At 61.0% G+C, this 979-nt stretch carries 1 protein-coding gene; it reads left to right on the top strand.

The annotated features are described in order from the left end of the window. Positions 1-48 precede the first annotated feature (48 nt). Positions 49-964, top strand: a protein-coding gene (locus tag FO013_RS22200) for an IS5 family transposase (protein WP_395950172.1) whose coding sequence is annotated in 2 segments (ribosomal slippage) — positions 49-423 and positions 425-964 — 915 coding nt in all. Because the reading frame shifts where the segments join, the coding sequence is not laid out codon by codon here. The last annotated feature ends 15 nt before the right edge of the window (positions 965-979 follow it).

The following is a 979-nucleotide window of genomic DNA, read 5'->3' as shown; positions in this document are numbered from 1 at the left end:
ACTAGGGCATGTCTCCTTTATTCGAGGTCTTCGGACTGGCATGCTGGATTGGTGATCACACAGCAACGACACCAAGTCTTCACCGATGAGCAGTGGGAGAAGATCGAACCACTCCTGCCTTCGAGCGTCGGCAAAAGAGCCCGACCATTTGCGAACAACCGGCGAATCGTCGAAGGAATCGTCTACCGCTACCGCGCCGGCATCGCCTGGCGCGACCTGCCACGTGAGCACTTTGGCCCCTGGCAGACAGTATGGAAACGCCACCGCCGCTACGCCGCCGACGGCACCTGGGACCGAGTCCTGGCCCGGATACTTTCTGATGCTGATGCTGCCGGTGACATCGATTGGAACATCTCCATCGATGGCACCATCAACCGTGCTCACCAGCATGCGACGAACACGACACGTCCTGATCAAGACACAGGGGGCTACGTCGAATTACAAGAATCTGCCTGATTCGGAGTGTGAGCCAGTCGGGCACGGGATCGGTCGCTCACGTGGTGGGCTGACGACGAAGATCCATCCTGCCGTCGACGGAAAGGGTCGGCCTTTGGCCGTCGTGGTCACCGGTGGACAGCGTCACGACGGGGTGGTCCTGCCGCAGGTGCTCGCTGATATTCGAGTCCCGCGAGCAGGTGGTGGCCGTCCTCGCACGCGTCCGGACGCCGTTCTGGCCGATCGAGCGTACGGGTCCAGAGGCAACCGCGAATACTTGCGTTTGCGTGGCATCCGAGCGGTGATCCCGGAGAAGAAAGACCAGATCGCAACTCGGAAGAGACGCGGGAGTAAAGGTGGGCGTCCCCCGGCGTTCGATGCTGCCGCGTATCGGAACCGCAACGTCGTGGAGCGCTCGTTTGCCTACGTCAAGCAATGGCGAGGACTGGCCACGAGGTATGACAAGCTCGCGATCGTCTATCGGGCGGCGGTCGTGATCAGCGCGATCCTGACATGGCTACGCCAATAAAGGAGACATGCCCTA

It is taken from the genome of Brevibacterium aurantiacum, assembly GCF_007558825.1.
Lineage (GTDB): Bacteria > Actinomycetota > Actinomycetes > Actinomycetales > Brevibacteriaceae > Brevibacterium > Brevibacterium aurantiacum_A.
Note: the sequence above shows the minus strand (reverse complement) of the source record. Positions and strands in the feature narration are given on the sequence as shown.